Raw genomic sequence first — 25056 nt, forward strand, 5'->3', positions numbered from 1 at the left:
TTATTTATATATATTATACTATTCATATGATTTCCTCTATCATCCATACCTCAGAATATAAAAATTCATACATATATGATCACCAATCAAGGTTGTCAATGTTAATACATCCTGAATTAGAAAAAGCTTATCATAAATCAACAGATGTCGATCCGTACTATTTGAAGAAATATGAGTATTTAAAGAAACATAATTTTTTTTCAATATCCCAATCTTTGACTAATGGTAAAATTAATGAGTCAACAGTTATGGATACTATTGCTCAAACCTCTCAAATTGTATTTGAAGTAACAGATTTTTGTAATTTAGAGTGTACATATTGTGCATATGGTGAACTATATAAAGGATATGATATAAGACATCAGAAAGAAATTAATACCCACAACGCTATTAATTTTCTAAAATATATATTTAATCTAAAACACAAAAATAAAGACAACAAGTTGTTTATTGGTTTTTATGGAGGTGAGCCTCTTCTAAACGGTGGTTTCATCAAGCAAGTAATTGCAACTGTTAATCAATTGAAATCAAAAAAAGAGATGGAGGTAGAGTATAATTTGACAACAAATGCAACATTGTTACACAAATATATTCCTCTTTTAGCTGAAAATAATTTCCAGCTACTGATTAGTCTTGATGGAAATGAAAAAAATCATAGTTATCGTCCTTTTATTAAAAGTAAAAAAAATTCTTTCAAAAAAGTAATTGAAAATGTAGATTTACTACAAAGAACGTATCCGGAATATTTTAAGAGCCATGTTAACTTCAATGCAGTATTGCATGACAGAAACTCCGTTAAAGATATTTATGAATTCATCCATACGCGTTATAATAAAATTCCAAGAATTGCGGAGTTGTCGGCAAGTGACGTAAATCCAGATAAAGAAGCTCTTTATAATAAGATGTTTAAAAGCAGATGGAAAAGTGAGGTGGAATATCAAAAGGATAGCTCCAACCTGTTGGAGAAGAGTGAATTATCCTACTATCGTAATTTGATTAATTTTTTCAAATATAATTCTATTAATTTTTATGTTTCCAACATAACAGACTCATTGCATAATATAGAAAGAAAATTTCCTGTCTGTGCTTGTTTACCTGGTCAAAGAAAAATTTTATTTACTACTAATAACAAATTATTGCCTTGTGAAAGAATTAGCTCTAAATTTTCTGCGGGAGAAATGAATGAACATCTTATAATGGATATTCCTGAAATAACTCGTCGATACAATTCTTATTATGATCAAATGGAAGAACAATGTCAAAACTGTTATAATAGCTGGTCTTGTCTCGAGTGTCTATTTCATATGGACAACTTTGACAAATTGGGTACAGAAGAATTTGTTTGTAAACATTTTTGTGATTCAGAGGAGTATAAAAATAGATTATATAGATATTTTTCTTTCGTCGAAGTGAATCCGAAAGATTATGTAGAAATAATAGAAAATGTAGTAATTATTTAAATGACTATTATGGAAAATGCAACCAATTATTGGTTCACTGTTGAACCATTTGTATATATTGGCATGAGCAAGAATCATGCTTTGCTTTACAATACCCTTGATGGTATGAACATAGAATCAGATAAAATTGAAGTTCTTCAACTATTGGATGAAGTACTTCAAGAAGAGAACTGTGGCGTTGTTTTATTAACTCATGAAAGGACTAAACAAAAGGACATCAATGCTTTTATCAAAGAGGCTCGTGAAAAATACATGTGTGATATAATTGATGTGGCCTTATCTATTGGTAAACCTGTTCAGTTGTTACCTTATTACAATTTTTCGGATAAGTATGATGTATATAAAAAGAACAGTATTTTAACGAGTAGAAAAATCCTGGAATTCCTAACAGAAATCAGTATATATGTAGATCAATCTATCAACATAACAAATCTTATTCTATTTTTACAATCGTTGCCGGGAAATATAACATTTAATATTGTTGGAAATTTAGCGAATGTTGTGAATTATAAAGACTTGTTGTCTTTTTTTGATTTACATGACTCACCCAAAAATTTGTGTTGTTCATATTCTGACGTTATTTCTTTACAATCAATATCGAAAAGTAATTTTTCATATATCATATCAGCCCATTTTCCAATAGATGTGAAAAAGTGGAATCATTCCAGGCAACTTTTGCTTGATCAATCATTACCGGTTACCTATATTTTTGATGTATCATCTTTAGATGATTGTCAACAAGTAGAAGAACTTGTTGAACAGTTTCAAATTGAAAATTATCGGTTGAATCCTGTATATACAAAAGATAATATTGATTTTTTCAAGCAAAATGTTTTTCTAACAAAAAAAGATATTTTATCCTCATCTATATCGATAAAAAATATTTTTGCTAACCAGTCAATAAATATACATGACTTTGGAAAAATTAATATTATGCCTAATGGTGACGCTTACGCTAATCTAAATTATCCAATATTGGGAAATATTAATACGCATAGCATTCATGAGATCGTAGATAAAGAAATAAAAGAAGGTATGTCCTGGTTTCGTATCCGGAATCAGGCGCCATGTAATGAATGTGTTTATCAGTGGTTGTGTCCTTCACCATCCAATTATGAAATATCTATTGGCAAACCGAATCTTTGTCATGTAAAAACAATAACAAATCAATAGAAATGGTAAAAATAAACTCGTATTTACTTATTATTTTGTTTGCTATTACAGGGTGTAAAGAAAAAAAACAAGCAATTGATATAATTGGTGATGATTTAATTACAGTGGATGTCATGACTACAGATTATCCTATAAAAGAGCTGATACTTCAGGATTTTATGGATGTGGAGTATATTGCACTGGAAACAAATGACGATTTTATTACTCAGGGATATGTTCAGGCAATAGGTCAGAAAATTGTAGTAGTTAAAAACGGAATTAATGATGGGGATATTTTTATTTACAGCCGAAAAACAGGAGAAGCAATCCGGAGGATAAATCATAAGGGACAAGGAGCTGAAGAGTATGTAACTATTTCTGGAATAGTTCTGGATGAAGATAGGCATGAAATGTACGTTATTGACAACGTGGCAAAGAGAATGTTGGTATACAATTTAAATGGAAAATACAAGAGAAGTTTCAAATTTCAAAAAAATGCAATGTATAAAAAGAGTTACAATTTTGACAAGCAAAATCTGATATGTTATAATTTTAGTTCGAGCAATGAAGGGCAATCTTTTGCTATTGTATCTAAACAGGATGGAAGCATTACCCAAGAAATTCAAATTCCATTTGAAGAGAAAAAAACAATTTATATTTTTTTGAGAGATGAGGCAAACGATATGACCTATGGTGCAGCCCCTTCTGCTTATCCCATAATACCTGTCCCCAATAATAATTGGATATTGGTAGAACCTTCGTCTGATACTATTTATAGCTATTCATCTGAATACGAAATGAAGCCTTTTTTGACAAGAGTCCCATCAATCCAATCCATGAATCCGGAAGTATTTCTTTTTCCTAGTGTTGTAACCGACCGTTATTGCTTTATGGGAATCGTAAAAAAAGAATATTCTTTTAACACAGGCAAAGGATTCCCAAGTACTTATCTGATGTATGACAGGCAAGAAAAATCATTATTCAGATATACTGTGCACAATAATGATTATTCTTATAAAAATGTAGTAAATATGGTTATAACCCCAGAGAATAATGAAGTTGCATTCTATCATAAAATAGAGCCATACGGATTAATTGATTCTTATAAGAAAGGAGAACTGAAAGGCAAATTGAAAAAAATTGCTGCGACACTAGACAAAGACTCTAACCCAGTAATTATGTTGATTAAACATAAAAATAGTGATTAATAGTAAGTGAAAATGATACAATATCAAACGGAAACCATAGAAAAACAGTTGCAACAAATAGCCGATATGTTAGTGCTTAATGGGACATTAACCGAATGTCCTGGATTAGTACATGGGAAGATGGGAATATCTATTTTCTTTTTTCATTATGCAAAATTCACAGCTAATGAATTGTTTGCAGATTATGCTATGGATGTAATTGGCAAAATGCTGGATCAAATTCATGTCAATAGTTCTGCGGATTATGAGAAAGGAGTTGCTGGTATTGGTATGGGATTTAATTATCTTATTCGTAATAGTTTCTTGCTTGCAGATGATGATATTTTCGAGGATTTTGATGCTAGAATGAGGCGAGCAGTAATGTGTGAACAATGCTCGGATTTTAGCTTGTATGGCGGACTGACTGGATATGGACGATATTGGATTTCACGATTGTGTTATAGAGCTCCGGAAGTGTGGGCTCGAGAAAGTTTATCATATATCACAGATCAGATAGAAAACAAGTTTAATACAATTACACTTGAAGAGAAAACAGATGTGGTATATTTTCTTTCTGATTTGCGACAAATATCAGGTTTTGAGAAAAGGTCATCAGAACTAATTGAGCAGTTCCTGATGATCAGGGGAGCACAAACATCTAATAAAACGAAACTTTACGAGAAACAAATATCGAATTTGGATATGGAAAAGGCACCTACTGATATGGGACTTCTCAATGGATATGCAGGTGAAGGTATGTTGAGGTTGACTGCTCTGGATGAAACAAATATGTCTTGGGTGAATCTATTGTAATTCTAATAGTGAAATGAATCTATACATTTTCAATCAAACTCGTCGTGGTTCTTTATTTGGCGTGGGCACCTATATTCGTGAACTAACAACTGCGTTGAAAGGTAGTGAAATCAATGTTTGTGTGGTGAATTTAATATCAGATCGGCCTCAAATACATATAGAGCGAATAGATGGTATTGATCATTGGTATTTTCCATTAGCCATATTCGATCAACGAACTATAAGCCATCAAGAACAATGGGACTTATATTACCGTAATGTAGTATATTTGCTTAAATTACATATCAATGATAGAAAGAACTTGATATTCCATTTGAATTTTTTCGAAAGTGGTAAATTGGCTGAAGAATTAAAGGATGCATTTGATTGTAAGTTAATAACTGTTACTCACTTTTTTGATTGGGGATTTGCCATTTATGATAATCCGCAACGTTTGTGCCATATTCTGAAAGAAAAACATCCGGATGCTTTTGAAGAAAAATTACAAAGAACATTTGAAGAGGAGAAATTATATTATTTAAAGATGGATCATGTTATATGTTTGTCGGACTACATGAAAGAATTTTTGTGTCGGGATTATGGACTTGATATAACTAAGATATCCCTCATTCCAAATGGTTTAAGTGATATGTTTGATGTATCACCTGATATTGAACGTCTTCGAAAGAAATGGAATCTATCATCTCAAGAAAAAATTATCCTTTTTGCTGGTCGTATAGATGAAGTTAAGGGTGTGATTTATTTAATCAAGGCTTTTCGTGAAGTATTGAAAACAAATAAAGATTGTCGTCTGATAATGGCTGGTAGTGGCGATTACGATAAGTGCTTTCAGGAATGTAAAGATATTTGTTCTAAAATTACGTTTACAGGACTATTGAAAAAGGATGATTTGCATGAACTTTATCAGATGGCAGACATAGGTGTTATTCCTTCGTTATTCGAACCATTTGGTTATGTTGCGGTTGAAATGATGATGCACAATTTACCTGTTGTGGTGACTGCTACTTCGGGATTGGATGAAGTTGTGGATGATACTTGTGGGTTAAAAATCCCCCTCACTATATTTCCTGATTGTGTGGAAATAGATTCTAAATTATTGTCGGAAAAAATTATATATCTACTAGAACATCCGACTGAAGCCAAATTGATGGGAGATAATGGACGGAGAAGGTATCTTTACAATTATTCATCGAAGATATTCTGCAATAATATGTTACGAATATATAAAACGATATGCTTGTGATATGAATCTATATATTTTCAATGAAATTCGTCTTGGAGCAGTGTATGGAATTGGTACTTATATTCGAGAGTTAGTTGTTACTTTGAAAAATAGTGATATAAATGTTTGCGTAGTAAACTTAAATTCCGATAAACCACAGATAATATCAGAAGAGACAGACGGTGTCATTCATTTGTATTTCCCCTCACCAATACAATGGTCAAAAGAACTTTCGGAGCATTGGGACTTATATCATCGTAATGTAGTATATTGGCTTCAATTGCATATAAAAGACAAAGATAACCTGATATTCCATTTGAATTATAACCAAAAGAGTGGACTTGCTAAAGAGTTGAAAAATGTATTCAAATGTAAAATTATATTGACAGTGCATTACCTTGATTGGTGTTTCAAATTGTTAGGAAATCAAACTTGTTTCAAAACAATATTGGAAACGCTAGAAAAAGTTCAGGATGACAAAAATATAGAGCAGTTTAAGGAAACTTACCTAATAGAAAAAGATACTTTTCAGGTAGTAGATCATATCATTTGTCTTTCAAATAAAACACGACAAATATTACAGGATGATTATAAAATAAATTCTGACAAAATTGTGACCATATGTAATGGACTAACTGATACTACTTCTGTTTCTGAAAAATCCATGTTGCGGCAAAAATTTAATATACCATTAAATCTTCCTATCATACTATTTGTAGGGAGAGTAGATAATTGTAAAGGATTGAAGTATGCATTACGGTCTTTTCGAATTATATTAAAAATGTATCCTAATTGTCGTTTTATTATTGCAGGAAATGGAGACTTTGATCTTCATATGGCAGAATGTGAAGATATTTGGATGAATGTTACTTGGACAGGATTGATAAAGAAGGAAAAAGTCTATGAATTATATACAATAGCAGACATTGGTGTAATGCCTTCATTTCATGAACAATGTAGTTATGTTGCTATAGAAATGATGATGCATGGATTGCCAATCATTGGCACTTCTTCCTGTTTGGGAGAAATGATAGAGAATAATATTACGGGTTTGCATATTCCGGTAATAGAAAATAACGATAGAACAGAAATTGATAGTTCTCTATTAGCTGAAAAGATATTATATCTGTTGGAACATCCAACTGAAGCTAGACAGATGGGTGATAATGGTCGGAAAAGGTATCTCGATCGCTATTCTTCGAATGTGTTTCGTGCGAACATGTTGAATATGTACGAATCATGTTTACATTCTGGAGATAATAAAATTAAAACATTAATAGTAACAGGGCAAAGTAATCATAAATGGAAGGTCAGTTCTGTTGCAATCAAACAGATTCTTGAGAATTCCGGTCTCTTCGCAGTTAATGTCGCTGTATCGCCTGAAACCGGAAAAATCATGTCTAATTTTAAACCAGATTTTGCATCTTACCAATTGGTCGTACTCGACTACAACGGCGATAGATGGCCGGAAGAAACAGAAAAATCTTTTTTGGATTTTGTTGAAAAAGGAGGCGGGGTAGTAATCTATCATGCTGCGAATAATGCTTTCAAAGATTGGAAAGAATATAATCGGATAATCGGTTTTGGGGGATGGGAAGATCGTAATGAAATGGCCGGTCCTTATATTTATATGCGGGATGGTCGGTTGGTGTATGATAAGGAATCTCCCGGATGTGCCGGTTCGCATGGCTTTCAGCATGAGTTCGTACTTAATTGCAGCAATCCGGAACATCCGGTAACGAAAGGTTTGCCTGTGGCATGGCGTCATGCACAGGATGAATTGTACGATCGTATGCGTGGTCCGGGTATCGTTAAGGATGTTTTATTTGGGGGATATTCCGATCCGGCAACGAAAGGTTCCGGGCGTGATGAGATGGCTATATTTACAGTCGATTATGGGAAAGCACGTATTTTTCATACGACTTTAGGACATGCAGGAAATACACTAGATGATAATATAGCAATGCAATGTACAGGATTTCAAGTCACATTGCTGCGCGGTGCCGAATGGGCGGCAACCGGCAATGTTACACAGCCAGTACCTGACGATTTCCCGACGGAGACAACTATTTCATTGCGTAAAAATTATAAATAAAAACAGTCTGATATGCAAATAGCTTCCAATTCTATTTTAGGCAAAAGCCATGGACATACAGCTCCTTCGGACAAATTGAATATTGCTGTCGTTGGTATTGGTGGTATGGGGATTACAAATATTCAGCATGTTTTTGAAACGGAAAACATCGTAGCTCTTTGTGATGTAGACTGGAAGTATTCAAAACCTGTCTTAAATTGTTTCTCACGGGCAAAAAAATATAAAGACTTTCGTAGGATGTATGATGAGATGGATAAAGATATTGATGCCGTTATGGTTGCAACACCTGACCATACTCATGCTATTATTGCTGCTACTGCTATAACATTAGGTAAACATGTGTATGTCCAGAAACCATTAACTCATTCGGTCTATGAATCAAGATTGCTTACAAAGTTGGCTGCAGAATATAATGTCGCGACACAAATGGGAAACCAGGGAGCTTCTGACGAAGGTATTGATCTGATATGCGAATGGATCTGGAACGGTGAAATTGGGGAAGTAAAGAAAGTTGAAACCGCTACCGATCGTCCTATGTGGCCGCAAGGATTGGAAACTCCTTCCAGAATACATAAAATACCTTCTACATTAGATTGGGATTTGTTTATCGGCCCAGCTAAAATGAGACCTTTCAATTCTATTTATCACCCTTGGAACTGGCGTGGCTGGTGGGATTTCGGAACCGGTACTTTGGGGGATATGGGGTGCCATGTTCTGCATCCTGCATTCAAAGCGCTTAAATTAGGTTATCCTGTGTCAGTGGAAGCAGCCTCTTCACCAGGGTTTATCGATTGCGCTCCACAGTCTGAGTATGTGAAATTTGTTTATCCGGTTCGGGAAAGCATGCCTAAAGTGGATTTCCCGGAAGTGGAAATTCATTGGTATGATGGTGGTTTTATGCCAGAGCGTCCGACAGGATTTCCCCAGGGACGTCCGCTGATGGGAGTGAGTGGTGGTTTGACAATTTTTCATGGAACGAAGGATACGTTGCTTTGCGGCTCTTACGGACTCAGGCCCTGGCTGCTCTCCGGACGTGTACCGAATATTCCCAAAACGATTCGCCGTGTAGATAGAGCGATGGAGGGTGGTCATGAACAGGATTGGGTACGTGCATGCAAGGAAAGTCCGGAAAATCGTGTAAAAACCAAATCTGATTTCTCGGAAGCGGGTCCGTTCAATGAAATGATCATGATGGGGGTATTAGCAGTTCGTCTGCAATCTTTGAATAAAATATTGGAGTGGGATGGAGCGAATATGGAATTTGTGAATATCGGTGACAATGAACAAATCCGGCAGATGATTTCAAACGGTTTTATAATCAAGGCTGGTCATCCTTCGTTTAATGCTAAAATGTCGGATCCGATCAATGCTAAAGAGTTTGCTGCCGGATTGATTAAACATAATTATCGTACGGGGTGGAATCTTCCTTTGGGGAATATCCTGTAAAAAGAACTGTAATTATGGAAGCTCCTCAGAATATACATCCGGAAATCTTGTCTGCCATTCGTTTATTGTCGGAAGACAGAAATATGAATATGGATACAGCCGTATCAATAATAGAAGATACTGTGTATAATTGTGATTTAAGTATATATCCGGATTTTTCAACCGGTTTAGCTGGTATTGGATGTGGCATCCAGTATATGATTTGTACCGGGTTAATAGAAGGGCGGGCTGATGAGGTTCTTGAAGAATGCGATCAGTATCTTTTTTCTGTAGTTTGTTTTCGTATGCATACTGATTTAACCCATGCAACAGGGTTGATGGGAATAGCTTCTTATTTTTTAGGGAGATTAGAAGATCTCCACGCTGGTGATGGTAATTTGAGTACTGTGACAAGCAAATCTGTATTGTTATCTATTTTGGATATTTTGTTGATTCGATTGGGAGTTGAAGGCTATGCTTCTTTTGAAATCAGAGAACAATCCCCGATCAGTACGATTGAAAAGCAGGATATCAAATTGTTCATACGGCATTTTTTACAGCATAATATATGCAATGAACTGGCTTTGAAATTATGGGATAGGATGGAACAAAAAGATATTTTACCGGCAAGGAAATGTGAGAATTCGATCTGTACGGATATGGGGGACGTAACTATTGTTATACCGATACGTGTAGATAGTAGTATCCGGATAGCAAACTTGCTAACTATAATTCGTTTGTATTCGGATCTTGAAAATATACATTTTATAATCTGGGAAGCAGATAACTTGCAGCGTCTTTATATAGAAGAGAGTGAACGAATTGATTATTTGTTCTGTCGGGATAATAATCCCGTGTTTCATCATACTCATTATCGAAATGAGATGATAAAACAGGCAAAAACTCCGATTGTAGTAGTGTGGGATGTGGATGTTTTAGTCCCTGAGGAACAGTTGTATAAAGCAGTAAATGATATAAGAAATAGGCATGCTATTTTATCCTATCCTTATGATGGCGTTTGTTATAGTCTGTCGTCTGATATTAGTGATAATTTCAGGGAGACGTTGGACTGGGGAGTTTTACTTTCTGAAAAAGAAAAATTTCCGACCATGTTCGGGCAATTGACTGTCGGAGGTATATTCGTTGTCGATCGTGAAAAATACATGCAGGCCGGAATGGAAAATGAGTATTTTATCGGTTGGGGACCGGAAGATATTGAACGGTTAAAACGGCTTACGATTTTGGCTCTGCCTGTATCCCGGGTCACAGGGAGTATCTATCATTTATACCATCCTAGAAAGTTAAACTCTGGATATGTGGATCAATCTCAAAATTTGTCAGCAAAACAAGAACTGCTTCGAGTATGCAAAATGAGTAGAGGTGATTTATTGAAAGAGATCGCTGATTGGTCATGGATTTGTAAGTAGAATTTTGTGATAATTAGTTATAAAATCGAATGTTAATCCCATGAAAAGAATATTTCCTCATTATCACCAACTAGATGCTTTTGACTGTGGCCCAACCTGTCTCCGCATGATAGCGAAGTACTATGGTCGTACCTATTCGGTTCAATATTTACGTGAACATGCTTTCATCTCACGTGAAGGAGTATCGATGTTGGGTATTAGCGATGCTGCGGAACTAATCGGATTTCGAACAATGGGGGTGAGGATTACATTGGAACAATTGCGGACAGAAGTTCCCATGCCATGTATTTTGCATTGGAACCAGGAGCATTTCGTTGTTTGCTATAAAATAAAGAATGGAAAATATTATATTGCGGATCCGGCTAACAAGAAAGTTGCCTATGATGACAAGGAGTTGGAACGTTGCTGGTGTAGCACTTTGGTACAAGGGAAAGATACCGGAGCAGCTTTGTTATTAGAACCCGGACCGGACTTTTATGATCGCGGAGAAATGGAGGAACGAAAAGATAGGAAATTTTCTTTTTTCTTTCGTTATCTGACTCCTTATAAGCGGGAACTTTTTCAGTTGATACTCGGAATGCTGACGGCAAGTATCTTGCAGTTAATCATGCCGTTTCTAACTCAAAGCCTGGTTGATACCGGTATTCGGGATAGTAACCTGAATTTTATTACTCTGATTCTGATTGCTCAGTTAGTTATTTTTATTGCCAGGTTGTCAGTTGATTTTATCCGTAGTTGGATTTTATTACATGTTAATACCCGAATCAATATCGCTTTGATTTCTGATTTTCTGGCGAAGCTGATGCGTTTACCCCTTCATTTTTTCGATACGAAAAAGGTAGGGGACATTATGCAACGTATTGGGGATCATAACAGGATAGAATCTTTTATGACAGGTTCTTCAATTAGCACTTTATTCTCTTTTGTCAATTTTATAGTTTTTGGTTTTGTCCTGGCATATTACGATCTGTCTATACTTGGACTTTTTTTGTTGGGGAATGGCTTGTATGTCGCCTGGATCTTAGCATTTATGAAATATCGACGTGACTTGGATATCAAACGTTTTGCACAAGCTTCCAATGAACAGAGTAATCTATTCCAATTGATCACCGGTATGCAGGAAATCAAACTGAATAATTGTGAAACAGAAAAACGCTGGGAATGGGAACGTATCCAGGTGAAATTATTTAAGATTAGTATTAAAGGGTTAGCTTTAGGGCAATATCAACAGCTCGGGTCGGTGTTTTTTAACCAAACTACCAATATCCTTATCTCCTTTCTCGCCGCCCGGGCTGTTGTTTCCGGAAAAATGACGTTAGGTATGATGATGTCATTGACTTATATTGTGGGGCAGCTGACGGCTCCTATTGAACAGTTTATTGGTTTTGCCCGTTCGTTCCAGGATGCGAAGATCAGTCTGGAACGTTTGGGCGAGATCCACCAGCGAGAAGACGAAGAACAAATGTTAGCTATGAAAGTGAACACTTTGCCTGAGAACCGGGCTTTGCATATTGAAGATGTGAGTTTCAGTTATGACGGGGCGGATCGGGATTATGTATTAGAGAAGGTAAGTTTGACAATTCCACAACATAAAGTGACGGCGATTGTCGGTGCAAGCGGAAGCGGGAAGACGACGCTTATCAAGTTATTGCTCGGTTTTTATGATCCTAACAAAGGACATATAAAGGTGGGTGATCTGTTGTTGAAAAATATCAATCCGCATGTATGGCGGGCACGTACGGGGTGCGTGATGCAGGATGGCTTTCTCTTTTCAGATTCGATCGCAAAGAATATTGCGATAGGCGCGGAGGTGATCGATAAGGAACGGTTGTTGCATGCAGTGACTGTCGCTAATATCCGGGATTTTATCGATTCGTTGCCGTTGGGTTACAATACGAAGATCGGTATGGAAGGAAACGGAGTGAGCCAGGGGCAGCGACAACGGATCCTGATCGCACGGGCGGTGTATAAGAATCCGGAGTTTATTTTTCTGGATGAAGCGACAAATGCGCTGGATGCGAATAACGAACGGGAGATCATGGAACATCTGCATCAGTTCTATAAAGGAAGGACAGTGGTTGTTGTAGCTCATCGGCTGAGTACGGTACGGGATGCAGATAAAATAGTGGTGCTGGATAAGGGACAGGTTGTGGAAGAAGGTACGCATGAGGAACTGACGGCACAACGAGGCGTTTATTATAAATTGGTGAAGAATCAGTTGGAATTGGGTTCGTAGGGGTGGTTCGCGAACCACCCTTACAGGGGACAGTCATATGGAAACAGGAAAAAAAATAGAATTACGCAGTGAAGAGGTACAAGAGGTGATGGGGCAAATCCCTGCCTGGATTGTACGATGGGGTATTACGTTGTTGTTTGTCGTGGTACTGGCTCTTTTGGTGGGTAGTTATTTTTTTATTTATCCGGATGTGATTGAGACGGAGATGACATTGACAAGCCGGGAACCGGTGGTGAAGGTCGTGGCTCGTTCGTCGGGAAAGATCAGCGGACTTTATGCCTTTAACGGACAGGAAGTGAAAATGGATGCTCTGCTGGCTGTGGTGGAGAATCCAGCGAAGACGGAAGATGTACTTCGATTAAAGAAATTATTAGCTCGTTATATGGGTGAGCCGGAACGACTGAGTTATTATTTATTACAGGATGTATGGTTGCTGGGTGATATTCAACCGGCATATATGGATCTGGCATCGAAAGATGTTTCTGCCCGTGATTACCGTGCTTCGGTCGGGCAGTTGCTGGCGGCGATCCATGCCTGGGAGATGTCGTATTGTCTGATAGCACCCTCGGACGGACGAGTGCAACTGCTTGTTCAGGAGGCTCCGAATCAGTATTTATCGTCGGGCGATGTGTTTGCGCGTATTGTACCCAAAGAGGGAGAAACCTGGGTCGGACGGGCATTGCTGCCGTTACAACGGTCGGGAAAGGTGAAGACCCGGCAGCGGGTGATCGTGCGTTTTACGAATTTCCCGGATCAGGAATTTGGAATTGTGAACGGCATCGTTTCGACGATCTCGTTGGTGCCTGCGGAAGACAATTATATGGTGGAGATTGCCTTCCCGAACGGACTGACCACCAATTATGGGAAGTGCTTGCCCGTATCTCATGAAATGAAAGCCACCGCCGAAATTGTAACTGATGATTTACGTTTGATAGAACGCTTCTTTCAACCACTGAAAAAGATACTGAAAGAGGGGTTCTAAAATCTTTTCGTAGCCAATATATCTCGTTTAGTGGCTTTCGTGCCGGGAAGGATGAATAATCCCCTTCCCGGCACTTTATGAAAAATTCACTGATGGTACAGCTGGGTGCCAAACCTACCCTCCAGCATTTCCGCAAAATAGTGATGAACCTGCCGACGAGAGAAAGAGCCGGTTTTATGAAAGAGGCTTTCGGATTGGCTTTCTCTGAATGGAGAAGTCTGGATGTCGTTTATCAAAAGTTTCTGGTTGCGCTGATAAAAAGTGAACGGCAACAGTTTGTAGAGTTTGTACGTAAGGAGACTGTCCTGGGTGAATTCCTGTATGACCTGAAAAACGAAGACCTGTTTGTAAGAATCCTGAATCTTCTGGAACGGCCGTCTAAAAAGCATAAAACCTCTTATTCCAGGTTGGCTTTTTCTGTTTTATTTGCGTTTAATGTGGATTGGGAAATAAAAGGTTTATCGGATAAGATCAGGTATGCGAAAGTGGATAGGGATGATCTGTTTGAGTTGTTTGAAGGGATAAAGATTGACTGATCGGTTATACCAGTCAATTAATTTATTCGGATATTGATTTTTGAATAGGATTATGCCCTGAATATGGTGCCTTCTCACTATATTTGTGATTATTGCTGCTCTTTTCTTTCTTGGGGTTTAATCTTAAAAAGACGAAATTATGAAGACAAAGCACTTTCTTTTGATGATATTCTTTTATCTTATGGGAAGTCAGGTAATAAGCTCTCAATCGGAAAAGAGTCATTTACCGGTAATTGATATTTCAAAAAGTTATCCTAAAAAAGAGATACGTCTTCAAGATATCGCTGATAGTGAATATATTCCGCTTGAAACAACAGATGATGTTTTGTTAGGGAATAGACTTGCTCTTTCTTATGTTTCTGACAAATATATTCTTATTCATGAGCCTATACGAGGATATATTTTTATATTCAATCGTGATGGAACAATATACTCTCATTTCAATAATAAGGGGCAAAGCGGTAAGGAATATGCATGGATTGGAGATGCAGGTGTAATTTTTGATGAAAAAAATGAGGAAATATTTGTGTGTAACCAATCTATTCAGGTCTATTCACTGAAAGGAGAATATAAACGGACTTTGAAAATAAATACTGTTGATAATTATTCGAAAGTTTTTAATATTGATGATGAAGCACTGCTTGTATATGATGATGTGATTGTAGATCCAGGCCTTGAAGGTAATACAAAAGAATATCCTTACCGGCTTGTGTCAAAAAAAGATGGCAGCTTGATTTCTGTTTTGAATATTCATTTCCCTAAAAGATATTCAACTCGTCTTGCTAAAACAGATAAAAATAGTTGGAGTTTTGTTTATCAGTTTTATACTGAAAGTATGTATTATGGTCGAGATATTATGATTGCTGATATATCGTCTGATACACTCTATCAGTTGACTCCAAACAGAAAGTTAATTCCCATATTGACTCGTAAGCCATCGGTTCATCTATCTGGAGATCCAAGGAATGTATGGGTTACTTTTTTAACAACCGATAAATTTATGATAGTTGGTACTATTCTTTTGGATTTCAATTCCGCAGGAGGAAAAATACCGTTTTTTATGTATGAGTTTGAAACCGGAGAAGTGACCAGAGTGTCATTTTTTGATGCTGAATATGCCACGAAGTGGGGACCAGGAAATTCTCCTGCCATAGCCAAGAATAAGATTGCCAGTTTGATTCAGCCATCGTCAATAATAGATGCTTATGAGAAAAAGCGACTAAACGGGAATGTAGATAAGTTTATAAAGACGCTTAGCGAAGATGATAATCCGGTAGTAAGGATTTTAAAATTCAAGTAGAGGAAAATATACATAACTTATTATACCTATGGCTTAGTCTTGGGGAGATTTGTCATGATCTTATAAAGGATTTATGATTGTTTGACATATTATTCCAATTTACCCTTGTCGATCTTAATGATTGTGAAATATCGCTGCTTTTGAAAAGCAGTAAGAGCTGTGTTTTCAATACCTTTTTAAGATTTGTTATAATGTTAGTCTTTTGTACATTAGTTTGTTACGTCTTTTTTTAGCCCTATTCTTATTGCTTTTTAGCCTTTTTCTGCCAACATACCTTTGTGTCGTACTTAATTATTCACTAAAAACATTTTTAATTATGGCACAAGGTTACAAGTTGGTTCTGCGCCCGTCAGAACCGGGAGTCAAAGATTCCAAGAAGTTGTATTATGCAGTATCTAAAAGTACAGGATTTACGGATATCAGACGCTTATGCAAGTTGGTTGCTGCGAGAAGTACGGTATCGAGCGCGGATGTGAAAGCGGTACTGGATAATCTGAATTATATTCTGGATCTGGAATTGCAGGATGGTCGTATTGTTCAGTTGGGGGAATTCGGTAATTTCCGTATTACGGTCGGGAGCGAGGGCGTAGAGGATAAAAAGAAGTTCTCTGCAAGTATGATTCGTGCTCCGAAGATTGTTTTCACTCCTGGGTTTGATTTACGTGAGACTAAGAAAACGATGGGCTATTCTTTGATTACTCCGGAAGTAGAAAAAGCGGAGAATCCCGGAGGTGGTGGGGATCGTCCGGAAATCGAGTAAACCGGTCGAGGATGAAAAGAATGAATGTTCAACTGGTAATGGCCGTGCTGCTTTGTGCAGCCGGTCTTATCCTGGTCTTTTCCGGTTTTTGGGTGGCTCCGGCTGGAGAGATACATAACAGTGTGTTAGTAGCTTTCGGAGAGATCAGTACGTTTGCCGGAGCATTATTTGGGGTAGACTATTCATATAAAATAAAAAAGAACGAAAATGAAAAATAAAGAATTTACATTTGAAAAGCCTTTGACTGTAAAGCAACAAGCATGGAGATGCAAACATCCGGATTGGATCAGTGATCATTTTTACATGGGGGAGTTTATCTACAGTGCAGTTGCTGTAGAACAGGGCCTGAACAATACTCCACCACCGGAAGCGCAGAAAGCGATTAGAAATCTGGTTAGAAAGTTATTGGAGCCGCTTCGGGAATATGCGGATTGTCCTATGGGAATGCATATTTCCAGTGGCTATCGGAGTGAAGAATTGAATCGTCTGGTAAGAGGTGTTGCTAACTCGCAGCATATGACGGGAGAAGCAGCCGATATTTATACATTCGGAAGTTGCCGCTTGTTGGAGGCTTTACAGAAAAGCCGTTTGAATTTCGACCAGGCAATTTATTACCGTCGTCGTGGGTTTATCCATTTGTCATTAAAATTGACGGGTAAGAACCGTCGCCAGGTGATTATCAAATGAGAGCTGTTCTTTACTTGTTTTTGGCGGTGATAGGATTATCCGGCTGTGTGACACGCAATCGAAGCAGGGAGCAGTTTTATGCGTATAAGGATTCGATGGTGTATATACAGTTGGATACATCCTGTTTACATTATGATCGGCAGAAGCATTTGCGGGGTAACTCCCGATTGAAGGAAATTTATTTTTCTTCACCGGATAGCTCAGGCAAGCAGCATGTGGAACGTGTTGCGTATGTTACGGAAGAATGGAGCATGACGGATTCAGCAGAAGTCCTTTCTACAAAGAAGAGTGCAACAGAAAAGCAGGACATTAATAGCATTATATCGACGGAGAAAGTGATGACAAAACATGAACCGGGACATATTGCCGGATGGGTGTTGGTTCTGTTTTTGCTTTCTTTTGTCTATTGGTTATGGAAAAAATGGAGGATTAAGTAACTTTTATCTTTTTATTTACGAAATGTTCGGAATAATATGTATATTTCGGAAATAACAGAATGTTAGCCTGCAAAGTGGTGATTATACAACAAATAAGGAAGTGCATTAGGTATTAATATTTAATTATAATAAGTATGAAAAGTATGTATTCAATTTTATTCATCCTCCTGTTGTTTATGGCGGGGGGCGAAGGAAACAAACAATCGGCTGATGATTTCATAACTGTTGATGTTACTGCAAAATATCCTTATAAAAAACTGATTTTGCAAGATTTCATGGATGTAGAATATATTCCGTTGGAGACGAATGATGAATTTGTCTGTGGCAATTTTGTTCGAGCTGTTGGTCGTAATCATGTTATTGTGACGAACCGTAGTAATGATGGAAACATCTATGTTTTTGATCGGAAGGGAAGAGCCCTGAGAAAGATAAACAGGAAAGGACAAGGTGGGGAAGAATACAATGGATTGTCAAGCATTGTGTTAGATGAGGATAACAATGAACTGTTTATTAACGATTCATATTCAAACAAGATACAAGTGTACGATTTGAAAGGAAATTTTAAACGAAAATTATCGACCAATAAGGATTTCTTATTTGTTGATATGTATAATTTTGATGAAGAACATTTAATTTGTCATGATTCTTTTAATGATAACAGTACTGTTGCTTTTCATGCCGGACAATCATTTATGCTAATATCAAAATTGGATGGTAGCATCTCTAAAGAAATTCAAATACCCTATGAAGAGAAAAAATCGATTGTGATAAAGACTCCTAAAGATGAAAAGACTGGATTATATCATGCATTTATGCCTTCAACCGTCCATCCTATAGTCCCTTATTTTGCAGATTATGCGTTGAATGAGATTTCAGCAGATACAATATATTGTTTCTCAGATCACATGATGAAGCCATTAGTTGTAAGAACGCCTTCTGTTTGTTCTATGACTCCGGAGCGATTTCTGTTGTTGAGTTTGCTTACCGATCGTTATTATTTTATGGAGGCTATAACTAAAGAAATAGAATTCTCTCCTACAGATTTAGTATATGATAAGCAGGAAAAGGCCTTATTCAGATATAAAGTATATAATAGTGATTACACAAATGATAAAGAAGCTTTCCTGAAGTCAACACCTTTAAATGGTGAAATTCCTTCTTGTCAATATTTAGAAGCTTGGGAACTTGTTCAGAACTACGAGGGAGGACGTTTAAAAGGTAAATTAAAAGAAGTTGCAGCAAAATTGGATTCGGAGGATAATCCGGTGATCATGTTGATAAAACATAAAAAATAAGGCTTTGGCGTGTTAAACTATAATATAGTTGTTAATGAAAAACTTAATTTTAATTTTTATCCTATTCATAATGGTAGGATGTAGAGAAAATAAACAATCTGCAGATAAATTTATTTCTGTTGATGTTACTGCAAAATATCCTGAGAAAGAGTTGGTTTTGCAGGATTTTATGGATGTCGAATATATACCATTGGAAACGAATGATGAATTTATATGTCAAGGTTTAGTTATGGCTATAGGTAAGGATATTATATTAGCTAGAAACTATATTAATGATGGTGTTCTTTTTGTTTTTGATAGAAAAACAGGTAAAGGGATAAAGAAAATAAATCGTAAAGGACAAGGTGGAGAGGAATATACTTTTATACAAAGAGTGGTTCTTGATGAAGATAAGAAGGAAATATTTATTCATGATCATTTTGCCAAGAAAATAGTTGTGTATGATCTGGATGGAAACTTTAAGCGGAGTCTTAAACACGATGATGACCTTTATTTTGCTCATATCTATGATTTTGATCGGGATAATTTGATTTGCAATAATTATTGGGTTACTGATAGAGAATCGTTTATGATTGTATCTAAACAAGATGGAAGTATTATTCAAAAAATTCAAATACCTTTTGATAGAAAAATTTTAATGGATGTAAGTACAAAAGATGAGTCAAAAAATATGACTTATAGTGTGGTTCCTCGTACGTATTATCCAATAATATCTACTCCAAATGGGTATGTTTTAGTAGAGCAGTCGTCTGATACCGTATATCAATATCATTTTGACCATAGTATTGTACCAATTTTAGTTAGAACTCCAGTCATTAGATCAATGGATCCGGAAGTTTTTCTTTTTTTGAGTATTATTACTGACCATTATTATTTTATGGAAACGGTAAAAAAGGAATATGATTTTAGTAGTGGTTCTGGATTTTTTGGAAAAAACTTGATGTATGATACTCAAAAGAAGGCTATTTTTGAATACAAAGTATATAATGATGATTACTCTGAAAAGAGAGTCGTAAATATGAAAACGACTCCTGTAAATAAAGAAATAGCATCTTGGCAAAGCATGGAAATAAGTCAGCTTATAACTGATCATCGAAAAGGAAAGTTGAAAGGTCAGTTAATGGAAATTGCTTCACAATTAGACGAAGAATCTAATCCGGTGATCATGTTGATTAAACATAAAAAATAAAATGTGACATAATATCCTCTATGGCGATAGAAGAGTAGTTGTCTCGCTTGTTTTGCACTGTGAGAGTGCATTTCTTAGTATATATAGCCCAATATTCTATCATATTTCGAATTTTCAGATTGAAGAAAGAACTTTTGAAGTTAGGTGAAAGCACTTAGAATATATGTGGATTGGTGATATAGGTATGATTGGTTTATTCATTGAAGGGAAAATACAAACGAATTTTGAAAATAAAATATTACCTTGCATTCGTTAATTATACAAGCCATGAAAAAGATCATTTATTCTTTTGTTTTTATTTTTTGCGCCTTACTGACTTTACAGGCGCAAACAATGATAGTTGGATCCTATAATCTGAGGTATGCCAACAATGGGGATTCAACAAAGGGAGACGGTTGGGGACAACGTTATCCTTATATTGCTCAACTGGTACAGTTTCACGGTTTTGAAATATTCGGAACCCAGGAAGGTTTATATCCTCAGTTACAGGATTTGAAACAAGCCATGCCTGGCTATGATTATATCGGTATCGGACGTGAGGATGGCAAACAGGCAGGGGAACATTCTGCTATTTTTTACCGTACGGATAAGTTTGAAGTGCTGGAACATGGGAATTTCTGGTTATCTGAGATAACGGACCGTCCGAATAAAGGGTGGGATGCAGTTCTTCCCCGGATTTGTACCTGGGGAGAGTTCCGGGATAAACAGACTGGCTTTACCTTTTTGTTTTTCAATCTCCATATGGACCATGTGGGGGTACAAGCCCGTGCCGAGAGTGCGAAATTGATTTTGAAGAAAATAAAAGAGTTTCCTAAAAAGTTACCTGCTATCCTGACCGGTGATTTTAATGTCGATCAAAACAGTGAGTCTTATAAATTGTTGGACGGTTCCGGTGTCATGCGTGACTCGTATGAAATTGCGGATTTCCGCTATGCGCCAAATGGAACATTTAATGGTTTTCATACGGATCGAAAGACCGAAAGCCGTATCGATCATATTTTCCTGACAAAAGAGTTCGATGTGAAAAAGTATGGGGTATTAACCGATACCTACCGTTCGGAAGTGGCTGAAAGTTCTCAGAAGGAACAGAATGGTAATTTTCCCAAAGAGGTATCTTTGAGTAAATATAAGGCTCGCACCCCCTCAGATCATTTTCCTGTGATGGTCGTTTTGTCAATCTTATAAATGAATTATTATGAAAACACCTAAGACAACTTTTTCTTTCTTCTTTCCAACTTTGTTGGTATTGGTACTATTATTGGTTTCCGGCGAAAAGTTATCGGCGGAAGATCTTGGTTATGAACTGAAGGATGGTACATTGACTATTTTGATGTATGGTGGTTTTGATGATTGGAAAAAGGCTAGTGTAGCTGATAGGAACTCTGTCACTCAGATTACGATAGAGGAAGGAGTTCCCATTGTTCCGAATCAGATATTTAAATATATGTCGCATGTAAAAACCGTGCATATTCCATCGTCCGTGACTTCGATCGGAGCAGGAGCCTTTTTAGCTTGCAGGGATTTGTCATCCGTAACATTTGCAGAGAATTCCAATTTGAAATTGATCGGAAGATATGCTTTCTATCAGACATATCTGGCTTCGATCACTGTTCCGACTACTGTGGAATGGATCGGGAAGGCTGCTTTTAGAAATTGTTCGAATCTGTCGTCAGTGCAATTTGCAGAAGAGGCGTGTTTGAAGACGATCGGAGAGTGGGCTTTTTATGAGACAGCTCTCAAGTCAGTTGCTATTCCTTCTTCTGTAGCAACAATCGGGAAGGCTGCCTTTTGGGGATGCAGAAAATTGTCGTCCATAGCATTTTCCGAGAACATGAAGCTTGAAAAGATCGGTGATGGTGCTTTTTCCAGAACGGCTATAATATCTGTTACCATCCCGTCTTCTGTCGTGGCTATCGGAGAGGGGGCTTTCAGACTCTGTAAAAGATTGTCGTCGGTCACTATTGATGGTTCGAAACTGGAAACGATCGGGGGACGGGCTTTTTCCGAGACTTCTCTGACTTCTTTTTCGATCCCGTCTTCTGTTACTACGATTGGTGCAGGCGCTTTTGCGAAGACGTTTCTGAAATCGATAGTGGTCCCTTCTTCGGTGACAAATATAGAAGGAGCGGCTTTTACGGATTGCAGAAGATTATCCTCTGTTACATTTGCCGGAAAATCGGAGTTGGAACAGATTGGAGCTGCCGGATTCTACGGAACAGCTTTGGAATCATTGGAAATTCCTTTTTCAGTGAAGACAATCGGAGCAGGTTCGTTTTCTCATTCTGCTCTTAAATCGGTTACCATACCTGCTTCTGTTACAAACATAGGGCGTGCCGCCTTTTATGAAACATCTCTGGCTTCTGTTATTATACCGTCATCTGTACGAACGATCGGAAAAGAGGTTTTTTATAACTGCACCAAGCTGACAGACGTTACTTTTTTGTCGTCGGAAGCTCCGGCCGGTTTTGAGGAGAATGTGTTTGGAGGGTGTTTCTCTTTGGAGGCTATTAATGTTCCGGAAAGTGGTTCCGGCTATTCGGGAGGACCTTGGGCTAAGTATGAAGATATTATCAAACGTCAGGTCATATCTATATCTTCCGGTTCGTTAACTGCATTATATAATTGGTTTTCTGTTGGCGGAATGGGGAATTGGAGTGTCTTTAATCCTCTGCTCTATATTCTCTTATTAACTATATACATCCTGAGGCTATACATCCTTTAAGAAATGATAATAGTCTTGTGGAAAACTAATTAATTGCGTTTCTTTGTACCCGTAAATAATTAGGATATGGCAGACGAACAACAGATGGTGCTCCGGACGGAGGACCTGGTGAAAAAATATAGAACACGTACGGTGGTGAACCATGTTTCTATCAATGTGAAACAAGGGGAGATTGTTGGATTGCTCGGTCCGAACGGGGCGGGGAAGACGACAACATTCTATATGACTGTAGGACTGGTCACACCTAATGAAGGGAAGATCTTCCTGAATGATATGGAGATCACCAAGTTCCCGGTTTATAAACGTGCCCGTAACGGTATCGGTTATCTGGCCCAGGAGGCTTCGATTTTCCGTAAGATGACAGTGGAAGATAATATCCGCTCCGTATTGGAAATGACGGAGACGACTCCGGAATATCAGAAAGAGAAGCTGGAAAGCCTGATCGCTGAGTTCGGTCTGAACAAAGTGCGGAAGAACCTGGGAGACCAGTTGTCGGGTGGTGAAAGGCGTCGTGCTGAGATTGCCCGCTGTCTGGCCATCGACCCTAAATTCATCATGTTGGATGAACCGTTTGCCGGTGTCGATCCGATTGCCGTACAGGATATCCAGACCATTGTTGCCAGACTGAAACATAAAAATATCGGTATCCTGATTACCGACCATAATGTGTACGAGACGTTGAGTATCTGTGACCGTGCTTATTTGTTGTTCGAAGGAAAAGTGCTTTTCCAGGGAACGGCAGAACAGTTGGCAGAGAACGAGATCGTCCGCGAAAAGTATCTGGGTAAAGACTTCGTATTACGGAAGAAAGACCTGTAATCAGTTATTGATAATTGTTGGATTGTTTTTGTTTTGAAAGTCTTCTGATATGCTGTACGCATACAATGAATAATAATAATGTAATGACGGCCAGTGCCGAATAAGGTAACAGATTGGCATTGGATATGTCTCCGGAGATAAATTCATTTTCTTTCAACCGGCTATCCGACATACCGATCACGGCAAATGCGTTGTTGACGAAATGGGCAAATACAGGGACCCAGATGTTTCTGCTCCAGTATAACAAGTAGCCGAAATAAGCTCCCAGCAACATACGGGGAAGGAATCCGTAGAACTGCAGGTGGAATGCGCTGAATATTATGGCGGCTGACCAGATAACAATGTGATGGTTGGTGGTCCACTGTCCGATAATACGTTGTAATGCTCCCCTGAATAAAAACTCTTCGGTGATACCAGCCATCACGGCCATAACAAGCAGATTGGATAACACTATCAGGAGTCCGTCGCCTGCTAAAAGTGTATTGGTCAACTGTTCGGCAAGTGCTTCCTGCGTTTGCATCCAGTTTTCAATAGGCGCCATGAATGAGGGTAATACCATTTGCTTGTTCAGCAATGCAGTCAGGGTGGTTGTCGGCGACATCAGGACCATACTCACCAGTACGAGCGCCAGGACACGGTTATCCGTTTTTCGTTTTATACAAAGGTAATCTGCCGGATCGGGGCTGCATAACCAGGCTACAGCTAATGCCGGGAACAGGAATGTCCCCACTGCTGAAACAAACTGCATCATCCGCATCATGCCGGGGTATTGAGATAGATTACCGGAGATGCCATGAAACGTGAAAAATATTCCCGTGCCGATCAGGGATGAAAGGATGGCTCCGAACAAAAGACAGAGTAGCAGGAGCAATAACTGGAACAGTGCCGGTTTACCGGCGTATATACCTTTTAATCTCATTTTGAATATAAATATACGGACATAAAAAAACTTCTGCCCAAATATAGGTAGAAGTTTTTTATTTTTTCGAGGTAGAGTGAATTACATTTTCGGTCTGGCTTCTTTTACCACCATCTGACGACCTTCGAATTCAGCTTCGTTCAATTCTGCAATAGCTTTTTTCGCTGCTGCATCATCAGGCATTTCTACGAATGCAAAACCTTTCGATTTACCTGTTTCACGGTCTATGATGATCTTTACAGAATCTACCACTCCGTATTCTTCCATTACTTGTTTCAGATCTTCTTCCCGAACACGATAGTTCAGGTTACCAATGTAAATGTTCATAAAAATAGAAATAATTAAAAAATAAAATTGTTACTGATGAAAGTAGTAAACCGGAATTTCGTAACA

23 protein-coding genes are annotated in these 25056 nt (G+C 37.6%); 21 read left to right on the forward strand and 2 right to left on the reverse strand.

Annotated elements, in window-relative coordinates; genetic code table 11:
* The 21 genes from DWW23_RS15855 to lptB all read left to right on the forward strand — a co-directional run.
* Nucleotides 1-1460, forward strand: a 1460-nt coding sequence (locus tag DWW23_RS15855; RefSeq protein WP_233564361.1) for a radical SAM peptide maturase, incomplete at its 5' end; no start/stop codon positions are given.
* A 9-nt stretch (nucleotides 1461-1469) separates the two neighbouring features.
* On the forward strand, nucleotides 1470-2633 hold the full coding sequence (locus DWW23_RS15860; RefSeq protein WP_122354293.1) for a TIGR04150 pseudo-rSAM protein: 1164 nt from the start codon (nucleotides 1470-1472) through the stop codon (nucleotides 2631-2633).
* Between the two features lie 2 nt (nucleotides 2634-2635).
* Nucleotides 2636-3820, forward strand: coding sequence for a 6-bladed beta-propeller (locus tag DWW23_RS15865; RefSeq protein ID WP_122354249.1), 1185 nt, complete (start codon nucleotides 2636-2638; stop codon nucleotides 3818-3820).
* A gap of 12 nt (nucleotides 3821-3832) precedes the next feature.
* Nucleotides 3833-4612, forward strand: a complete 780-nt coding sequence (locus tag DWW23_RS15870) for a hypothetical protein (protein WP_122354250.1) — start codon at nucleotides 3833-3835, stop codon at nucleotides 4610-4612.
* A gap of 13 nt (nucleotides 4613-4625) precedes the next feature.
* On the forward strand, nucleotides 4626-5855 hold the full coding sequence (locus DWW23_RS15875) for a TIGR04157 family glycosyltransferase (protein WP_122354251.1): 1230 nt from the start codon (nucleotides 4626-4628) through the stop codon (nucleotides 5853-5855).
* Nucleotide 5856: 1 nt separating this feature from the next.
* The gene (locus tag DWW23_RS15880) at nucleotides 5857-7929 is read left to right on the forward strand and encodes a TIGR04157 family glycosyltransferase (protein ID WP_158583201.1); all 2073 of its coding nucleotides are present in this window, start codon (nucleotides 5857-5859) and stop codon (nucleotides 7927-7929) included.
* 12 nt (nucleotides 7930-7941) lie between these two features.
* On the forward strand, nucleotides 7942-9375 hold the full coding sequence (locus tag DWW23_RS15885; protein ID WP_122354253.1) for a Gfo/Idh/MocA family protein: 1434 nt from the start codon (nucleotides 7942-7944) through the stop codon (nucleotides 9373-9375).
* Nucleotides 9376-9389: 14 nt separating this feature from the next.
* Nucleotides 9390-10781 carry a galactosyltransferase-related protein gene (locus DWW23_RS15890; protein ID WP_122354254.1) on the forward strand — a complete coding sequence of 464 codons (1392 nt, stop codon included), beginning with the start codon at nucleotides 9390-9392 and terminating at the stop codon, nucleotides 10779-10781.
* A gap of 40 nt (nucleotides 10782-10821) precedes the next feature.
* Nucleotides 10822-13017, forward strand: coding sequence for a peptidase domain-containing ABC transporter (locus tag DWW23_RS15895; RefSeq protein WP_122354255.1), 2196 nt, complete (start codon nucleotides 10822-10824; stop codon nucleotides 13015-13017).
* 37 nt (nucleotides 13018-13054) lie between these two features.
* Nucleotides 13055-13999, forward strand: coding sequence for an HlyD family efflux transporter periplasmic adaptor subunit (locus tag DWW23_RS15900; RefSeq protein ID WP_122354256.1), 945 nt, complete (start codon nucleotides 13055-13057; stop codon nucleotides 13997-13999).
* A gap of 77 nt (nucleotides 14000-14076) precedes the next feature.
* Nucleotides 14077-14535 carry a hypothetical protein gene (locus tag DWW23_RS15905; protein ID WP_233564362.1) on the forward strand — a complete coding sequence of 153 codons (459 nt, stop codon included), beginning with the start codon at nucleotides 14077-14079 and terminating at the stop codon, nucleotides 14533-14535.
* 139 nt (nucleotides 14536-14674) lie between these two features.
* Nucleotides 14675-15835 carry a 6-bladed beta-propeller gene (locus DWW23_RS15910; RefSeq protein ID WP_122354257.1) on the forward strand — a complete coding sequence of 387 codons (1161 nt, stop codon included), beginning with the start codon at nucleotides 14675-14677 and terminating at the stop codon, nucleotides 15833-15835.
* 316 nt (nucleotides 15836-16151) lie between these two features.
* Nucleotides 16152-16595: an HU family DNA-binding protein gene (locus DWW23_RS15915; protein WP_122354258.1), complete on the forward strand. Its 444-nt coding sequence runs from the start codon at nucleotides 16152-16154 to the stop codon at nucleotides 16593-16595.
* Between the two features lie 11 nt (nucleotides 16596-16606).
* Nucleotides 16607-16813: a hypothetical protein gene (locus DWW23_RS15920; protein ID WP_122354259.1), complete on the forward strand. Its 207-nt coding sequence runs from the start codon at nucleotides 16607-16609 to the stop codon at nucleotides 16811-16813.
* Nucleotides 16803-17282, forward strand: a complete 480-nt coding sequence (locus tag DWW23_RS15925) for a D-Ala-D-Ala carboxypeptidase family metallohydrolase (RefSeq protein ID WP_122354260.1) — start codon at nucleotides 16803-16805, stop codon at nucleotides 17280-17282. Before DWW23_RS15920 ends, DWW23_RS15925 begins: the two co-directional genes overlap by 11 nt.
* Nucleotides 17279-17719 (forward strand): hypothetical protein, encoded by a 441-nt coding sequence (locus DWW23_RS15930; RefSeq protein WP_122354261.1) that lies wholly within the window; start codon nucleotides 17279-17281, stop codon nucleotides 17717-17719. The genes DWW23_RS15925 and DWW23_RS15930 overlap by 4 nt, the downstream gene beginning before the upstream one ends.
* A 134-nt stretch (nucleotides 17720-17853) precedes the next feature.
* Nucleotides 17854-19014, forward strand: coding sequence for a 6-bladed beta-propeller (locus DWW23_RS15935; protein WP_122354262.1), 1161 nt, complete (start codon nucleotides 17854-17856; stop codon nucleotides 19012-19014).
* Nucleotides 19015-19048: 34 nt separating this feature from the next.
* Complete coding sequence (locus DWW23_RS15940) at nucleotides 19049-20203, forward strand: 6-bladed beta-propeller (protein ID WP_122354263.1); 1155 nt, start codon at nucleotides 19049-19051, stop codon at nucleotides 20201-20203.
* 267 nt (nucleotides 20204-20470) lie between these two features.
* A complete protein-coding gene (locus DWW23_RS15945; RefSeq protein ID WP_122354264.1) occupies nucleotides 20471-21388 on the forward strand; it encodes an endonuclease/exonuclease/phosphatase family protein in 918 nt (305 codons plus the stop codon).
* A 10-nt stretch (nucleotides 21389-21398) separates the two neighbouring features.
* Nucleotides 21399-22925 carry a leucine-rich repeat domain-containing protein gene (locus DWW23_RS15950; protein WP_122354265.1) on the forward strand — a complete coding sequence of 509 codons (1527 nt, stop codon included), beginning with the start codon at nucleotides 21399-21401 and terminating at the stop codon, nucleotides 22923-22925.
* Nucleotides 22926-22991: 66 nt separating this feature from the next.
* Complete coding sequence (gene lptB, locus DWW23_RS15955) at nucleotides 22992-23744, forward strand: LPS export ABC transporter ATP-binding protein (RefSeq protein WP_122354266.1); 753 nt, start codon at nucleotides 22992-22994, stop codon at nucleotides 23742-23744.
* A 4-nt stretch (nucleotides 23745-23748) separates the two neighbouring features.
* On the opposite strand, the gene DWW23_RS15960 is transcribed toward lptB, so the two are convergent.
* A complete protein-coding gene (locus tag DWW23_RS15960) occupies nucleotides 23749-24663 on the reverse strand; it encodes a CPBP family intramembrane glutamic endopeptidase (RefSeq protein WP_122354267.1) in 915 nt (304 codons plus the stop codon).
* Between the two features lie 81 nt (nucleotides 24664-24744).
* On the reverse strand, nucleotides 24745-24990 hold the full coding sequence (locus DWW23_RS15965; protein ID WP_122354268.1) for an RNA-binding protein: 246 nt from the start codon (nucleotides 24988-24990) through the stop codon (nucleotides 24745-24747).
* Nucleotides 24991-25056: the final 66 nt, after the last annotated feature.

Origin of the sequence: Parabacteroides sp. AF14-59 (assembly GCF_003479515.1) — a bacterium.
Taxonomy (GTDB): domain Bacteria; phylum Bacteroidota; class Bacteroidia; order Bacteroidales; family Tannerellaceae; genus Parabacteroides; species Parabacteroides faecis.